Source organism: Pseudomonas sp. I2, from assembly GCF_040984075.1.
GTDB classification, from domain to species: Bacteria; Pseudomonadota; Gammaproteobacteria; order Pseudomonadales; family Pseudomonadaceae; genus Aquipseudomonas; species Aquipseudomonas guariconensis_B.
Genome location: NZ_JBCGFQ010000016.1, coordinates 99,596 through 105,743 on the forward strand (window position 1 = coordinate 99,596; position 6,148 = coordinate 105,743).

Genomic DNA, 6,148 nt, shown 5'->3' on the forward strand with positions numbered 1-6,148 from the left:
AGATCAGTCAGTCAGGCCGACATAGACGTTCTGCACGTCATCGTGGTTGTCGATCGCTTCGAGGAACGCCTCGACCTCGGCCAGGGCCTCGGCACTCAGGCTGGCGGCGCTCACCGGGTTCTTCGGGGTATAGCCGATCTTCGCCGAGGTGACGGTGAAGCCATGCTCCGGCAGGGCCTTCTGCACCGCATCCAGGTCGGTGGTATCGGTGATGAACAGGGTCGAGCCCTCTTCCTCGCCTTCCTCGAAGTCCTGGGCGCCGGCTTCGATGGCCGCCAGCTCAGGGTCGGCGTCGCCGTTCGGGGTGGCCTCGATCAGGCCGACGTGGTTGAAGTCCCAGGCCACGGCGCTGCCCAATTGGCCCTTGCGAAACAGCACACGGATCTCGGCGACGGTGCGGTTGACGTTGTCGGTCAGGCACTCGACGATCAGCGGCACCTGGTGCGGGGCGTAGCCTTCGTAGGTGACCGCGTTGTACTGCACCGACTCGCCATCCAGGCCGGCGCCCTTCTTGATCGCGCGCTCCAGGGTCTCGCGGGTCATCGAGGCTTTCTTGGCTTGCTCGATCGCCAGGCGCAGGCGCGGGTTCATGTCCGGATCGGCGCCGGACTTGGCGGCGATCTGAATTTCCTTGGCCAGCTTGCCCATGATCTTGCCCTTGGCATTGGCTGCGGCTTCTTTATGTTTGGCTTTCCACTGTGCGCCCATGTCGACTCTCTTTGTTCCAGCGGCCGGTTCAGGAAGCGACCGGCCAAAAGTGGGAGCAGTTTATACGCCCTCGCCCACCTGATCGACAAGAAATCTCATGCAGCACGGCCGCTGGAAATGGCCTTGCACCCGCGCAAGGGCCGCCGTGCGGCCCTCCCGGCCATCAGGCCTTGTCGGCCTTGCCCGCCGCCGCGGCGAAACGTGCCAGGCGCACATCCAGGCGGCGCGGGCGCACGCCGCGGTCCTCGGCGCGCTCCTTGCGGCGGATGGCGTTGCGCACCATCAGCGAGCCCAGGTAGCGGATCGGCTCCGGCGGGAATTGCCCCAGCGGGCCCTTGACCAGCGGCGAGCGGGTCCAGGGGTTGTCCAGGCCCAGCACCAGCGACGAGAGGATCTGCCCACCCATGTGGCAGGGCCCGACACCACTGCCTGAGTAGCCGAAGCCATAGAACACGTTGCCCTGCCCATCCAGCCGGCCGAAGAACGGCAAGCCGGTCACCGAGCGGTCCGAGGGGCCGTTCCAGCTGGCCGCCAGCGGCACCTGCGCCAGGGCCGGGAAGAACTCGCCGAGGCTTTCGCGCAGCAGCGGCTGGTACGGCGACGGCTGGTCGAACACCGGCAACATGCGTCCACCATAGGCGAAGGTATTGCCGCCCTTGCCGAGCATCAGCCGACCGTCGCTGGTGTTGTGGTAGTAATGCACGAAGATGCGCGAATCGAGGACGCTGATGCCGCTGTCCAGGCCGATCTCGCGCAGCAGTTCCGGGCAGGGCTCGGTGATCACCATGTCGCTGGAAACGATCGCCACGCTGCGCTCGAACTGGGGAAAGGCCCGCGCCATCCAGGCGTTGAGACCGAGTACCACCCGGTCGGCACGGACGGTCCCGCCCTGGGTACGCACCTGCACCGGCGCCCCATGCTCCAGGCCCGTCATCGCCGTGCCCTCGTGGATGCGCACGCCCCGCTGCAAGGCCACCCGGCGCAGGCCGCGCACCAGGCGCCCCGGCTGCACGGTGGCGGCGGCCGGTGAGTACCAGCCTTCCAGGTGGCGGGCGGAGCCGGCCAGGCGCTGCACCTGCTCCAGCGGCAGGCGCTGGAACGAATTGATGCCCCTCTGCTCCAGCGCGGCGATCACCGCATCGGTGCCACCGACCTGGGCGGCGTTGGTGGCGGTGTACAGGGTGCCGTCCATGCGGTAGTCGCAGTGGATGCCGTTGGCCGCGCAGAACTCGCCGATGGCGCCGATGCTGCGCTCCGACTCGCGCACCAGGCGCACGGCCTCCGCCGTGCCGAACAGGCGCTCGAGGGTGAAGTACTTGGCCGACCATGACAGCGCGCAACCGCCGTTGCGCCCGCTGGCGCCGGCACCGCAGATGTCCGCCTCGATCAGTAGCACATCCAGCGCCGGCGCCTGCTCCTTGAGCATCAGCGCGGTCCACAATCCGGTGTAGCCGCCGCCGACGATGCACACGTCGCAGCGCACGTCGGCATCCAGCGGCGGGCATACCGCCTCGTCTTCCTGGTCAAGGGCCTGTTGCAGCCAGAAGGGTCTCATCTGCTCACTTTCCTTTAGGTACGGGCCGGCTTGATCGCCATGCCGGTATTGGGTGCCACGTCGTTGGCCTGCACGGCGCTGGCCGGGCGGCTGTTCCAGTGCGGCAGCAGGACCAGGGCGGAGAACAGCGCGGTGCCGGAGAAAATGATGAACACCGTGACGCTGTCGAAATACCCCGGCAGCAGGCCACCGAGCACCGCTCCCACCGAGCCGCAACCATTGACGAAGCCCGCCGCGGTGGCACCGGCCTTGGCCGTGCCGAAGTCGATCGCCGCAGCGCCGCTGATCATCGAGTCCGGGCCGTACAGGGTCAGGCCCATGACGAACAGCAAGGCCACCACCAGGATCACGCTGCCGCTGTGCATCGCCGCCATGAACGCCGCCAGGGTGGCGGTCAGCAGCACCAGGCTGATCACGCAGGCGGGCATGCGCCGGGCGCCGAACAGCTTGTCCGAGGCCAGGCCGATGATGATCGGCCCGAGCAGCCCGGCCAGCTCGAAGGCGGTGGGAATGATGGCCGCGCCGACCTTGCCCACCGAGGGCATTTGTTCGAAGACGATCACCGGGCCCCAGAGCAGGATGGCGTAGCGCGCAGGCTTGAGCATGAAATAGGCCAGGCCCAGGGTCAGCACCGTGCGGTTGCTGAGGATCTCCCGCAGCGGCGCCCAGACACTGCACAGGTTCGCCGCCGGCGCCATGCTCTGCGGCTCCGGCTCCACCGCCGGCAGGCCGACATCCTCGGGCTTGTTGCGCTGCAGGATGAAGAACAGCACCGCCACCCCGGCCACCACCGCGGCACTGGAGAAGAATGCCGCGTGCCAGCTGCCCACCAGGGTGTAGGCCCACCAGCCGGCGAAGGGCGAGGCCACCAGGCCGCCGAAGGCGTAGCACGAGCTCCACAGGCCCAGCACCCGGCCACGCTGGACGGCCGGGAAGAAACTGCCGATGTTCTTGCACAACCCCGCCCAGCCGGTGGACTGCGCCAGCCCCTGGACCAGCATGCACGTGGCGAAGATCGGGAAGGTCGCATAGCTGCCCATCACCACGGCCGCCGCCGCCGAGATCAGCAGCCCGCCGAGCACCACCACGCGCGGGCCGAAGCGGTCGGCGAGCATCCCCCAGGTGAACTGGCCCACCGCGTAGGCGGCCAGGTAGATGGCGTCGAGGTTGGCCATGGCGGCCTTGTCGAGCATGAAATCGGGGTCTTCACCAATGCCCAGCTTGGCGACGGAAAACGCCTTGCGGGTGAAGTAGAAGGCAGCATACGCCAGCCAGGTGATCGCGAAGATCTGGATGCGCCAACGCTTGATGGCGGCTAGGGATTGATTCATTTGACTCTGACCTCTTGCTCAAGTGTGCCGGCAGAATGTGAAGAAACGCCTGTCTTGTTGTTGTGTTGCGCACTGCATGACGGAGGGCCGTCATCTGGTCAGATGGCACCGCGGGTCTGGCGTGACCGGGGCGGCGCCATGGCCGCTGGCAGCCTGTAAAGGGCCACCGGGCTGGTCGTTATGGAACCAGTTGATGACTGATAAATAAAATCGATTTATCGTATTTCACACATAAGCCCAACTTGTTACCGGAGCGCTCATGTCGGTCTCACACGCTCAACTCAAGGCGTTTCACGCCGTCGCCGAGCACGGCAGCTTCACCCGCGCCGCCGATAAACTGTTTCTCACCCAACCAGCGGTTTCCGACCAGGTACGCAAGCTCGAGGAGCGCTTCGGCGTGCTGCTGTTCCACCGCAACAAACGCTCGGTACGGCTGACCGACCTGGGCGAGCGCCTGCTGGGCATCACCCAGCGCCTGTTCGCCTGCGAAACCGAGGCTGTCGAACTGCTGCAGGACTCCCGTGCCCTGCACACCGGCAGCCTGGTGCTGGCGGTGGACGCGCCGGTGCACGTGCTGCCGCAGATCGCCCGTTTCTGCCAGCGCTACCCTGGCATCCAGGTGAAGATCGAGACCGGCAACACCGACGAGTCCCTGGCCCGGCTGTTCAGCTACCAGGCCGACCTGGCCCTGCTCGGCCGTGATGTCGACGATGAGCGGCTCTACTGCGTGCCCATGCGTCGCGACCCGATGGTGGCCTTCGTGTCCCATGACCATCCTTGGGCCAGCCGTGGCTCGATCAGCCTGGCCGACCTGGACGACACGCCGCTGGTGCTGCGCGAACCCGGCTCGGTGACGCGCCAGACCCTCGAGGAAGAGATGCAACGTGCGGGCCTGCGTATCCGTCCGGCGATCCAGGTCGAAGGCCGCGAGGCGGCGCGTGAGGCGGTGGTGGTGGGGATCGGCGTGGGGGTGGTGTCGGCGGCGGAGTTCGGCGCCGATGCGCGCGTCTGTGCATTGCCGATCGTCGATTGCCAGCGGCATTTGACCGAGACGCTGGTGTGCCTGAGCGAGCAGCGCACACGGCGGGTGGTGGCGACGTTCCTGCAGATGGTGCAGGAAGGGCTTTGAGAACACACAGGCCAGGTATTGGCTGGAAGTTACCCGCACAGTGGTGGAGGCAGGCGCAACAACCAACCAAGCCATACCCACCCGCCTATGCTCAGATGACTGCCCCCTGCGAAGGTCCGCCATGTTCTACCGCCTGGCCGCCGACGCCCTGGTCCTGCTGCACCTGGCCTTCATCCTGCTGGTGCTGTTCGGCGGCCTGTGGGTGCTCCGGTGGCGCCCCGCCCTGCTCATCCACCTGCCCGCCCTGGCCTGGGGCCTGGCGGTGGAGTGCCTGCACCTGGAATGCCCACTGACCGACTGGGAGAACCATATGCGCGCTGCCGCTGGCGTGGCCGGCTACCAGGGCGGCTTCATCGAGCACTACATCTGGCCGCTGATCTACCCGCCCGGGCTGACGCCACAGGTCCAGGTGCTGCTGGGCCTGTTCGTGTTGCTGCTCAACCTCGGCGTGTATGGCTACGTGCTCTGGCGCTGGCGGCGTACTAGCGCGTAGCGACCACGAACAAACGCGGAAACGCCAGCAGCACCTTGCCGTCGCTGGCCGGCGGATAGTCATGCTGCATCGCCTGCAGGTACAGCTGCAGAAAGTCCGCCTGCTCCCGCTCGTCCAGGCGCGCCAGGTACGGGCGCAGCGCCGAGCCCTTGAACCACTCCACCACCGCCTCGGCGCCACCGGCCAAGGGGTGGTGATAGGTGGTGCGCCAGACATCCACGCGGGTGCACAGCGGGCTGAGCAGGTCGTAGTAGAACGCCGCGTTGTGCCGGGGCGGCAACGAGAAGTCGGCGAACCTGGCCGCCCAGGGCCCCTGGCTGGCGATTTCGCGCAACTGCCGGTGGGCGGGCTCGTCGAGGTTGTCCGGGGTCTGCACCGCCAGGCTGCCACCCTCGCTCAACTGGCGGACCAGGTGCGGATAGAGGGCGCCGTGGTCTGCGACCCATTGCAGCGAGGCGTTGGCCAGGATCAGGTCCTGGGGCTCGGCGGCCGACCAACCGGCAATCTCGGCGATCTCGCAGCGCACCTGGGGCACGCACAGGCGCCGCCGCTGGCGAGCCTTGTCGATCATGTCCGGGTCGCTGTCCAGAGCGACGACCAGGGCATCGGGATGGTGCTGGCGCAGCACTTCGGTGGAATTGCCCGGGCCGCAGCCCAGGTCCGTGGCATGGCGCACCGGCCGCGGCGGTACCGCCGCCAGCAGGTCGCGCACCGCGCGGGTACGTTCGTCTTCGAAAAGTGAATACTGGGTGGCGGACCAAGCCATGGCGGGTTCCTTCGGCAGGCTGAATGTCTGGAGGCCAGTGTGGCGGGTTGCGGTAAACGGCATCGGAGAACAGAGTCCACCGCCAAAAGAAGAACAAGAACACGAAATGCGCAGCAAAGGGGCCCCCCCCCACGGCCGGGCAGCGGGGCCGGGCGACGCACGGGGG

At 67.3% G+C, this 6,148-nt stretch carries 5 protein-coding genes and 1 pseudogene; 2 read left to right on the forward strand and 4 right to left on the reverse strand.

The window, feature by feature from the left end:
* Positions 1-3: 3 nt before the first annotated feature.
* The 3 genes and pseudogenes from WCE05_RS10600 to WCE05_RS10610 all read right to left on the reverse strand — a co-directional run.
* On the reverse strand, positions 4-708 hold the full coding sequence (locus WCE05_RS10600; RefSeq protein WP_225789155.1) for a YebC/PmpR family DNA-binding transcriptional regulator: 705 nt from the start codon (positions 706-708) through the stop codon (positions 4-6).
* 163 nt (positions 709-871) lie between these two features.
* Positions 872-2,263, reverse strand: a complete 1,392-nt coding sequence (locus WCE05_RS10605; protein WP_368815871.1) for an FAD-dependent oxidoreductase — start codon at positions 2,261-2,263, stop codon at positions 872-874.
* 83 nt (positions 2,264-2,346) lie between these two features.
* Positions 2,347-3,594 (reverse strand): annotated as a pseudogene (locus tag WCE05_RS10610) (MFS transporter); the annotation flags it as partial.
* 259 nt (positions 3,595-3,853) lie between these two features.
* Between WCE05_RS10610 and WCE05_RS10615 the strand changes: the two are divergent.
* A complete protein-coding gene (locus WCE05_RS10615) occupies positions 3,854-4,723 on the forward strand; it encodes a LysR substrate-binding domain-containing protein (protein ID WP_225789152.1) in 870 nt (289 codons plus the stop codon).
* A 121-nt stretch (positions 4,724-4,844) separates the two neighbouring features.
* Complete coding sequence (locus WCE05_RS10620; protein WP_225789151.1) at positions 4,845-5,216, forward strand: DUF2784 domain-containing protein; 372 nt, start codon at positions 4,845-4,847, stop codon at positions 5,214-5,216.
* On the opposite strand, the gene tam is transcribed toward WCE05_RS10620, so the two are convergent.
* On the reverse strand, positions 5,206-5,982 hold the full coding sequence (gene tam, locus WCE05_RS10625; RefSeq protein WP_253091039.1) for a trans-aconitate 2-methyltransferase: 777 nt from the start codon (positions 5,980-5,982) through the stop codon (positions 5,206-5,208). The genes WCE05_RS10620 and tam overlap by 11 nt on opposite strands.
* Positions 5,983-6,148 lie beyond the last annotated feature (166 nt).

Bases quoted from the DNA above. Each gene is read 5' to 3' on its own strand.
- WCE05_RS10615 (WP_225789152.1), top strand. From the start codon at position 3,854: ATGTCGGTCTCACACGCTCAACTCAAGGCGTTTCACGCCGTCGCCGAG.
- WCE05_RS10620 (WP_225789151.1), top strand. From the start codon at position 4,845: ATGTTCTACCGCCTGGCCGCCGACGCCCTGGTCCTGCTGCACCTGGCC.
- tam (WP_253091039.1), bottom strand. From the start codon at position 5,982: ATGGCTTGGTCCGCCACCCAGTATTCACTTTTCGAAGACGAACGTACC.
- WCE05_RS10605 (WP_368815871.1), bottom strand. From the start codon at position 2,263: ATGAGACCCTTCTGGCTGCAACAGGCCCTTGACCAGGAAGACGAGGCG.
- WCE05_RS10600 (WP_225789155.1), bottom strand. From the start codon at position 708: ATGGGCGCACAGTGGAAAGCCAAACATAAAGAAGCCGCAGCCAATGCC.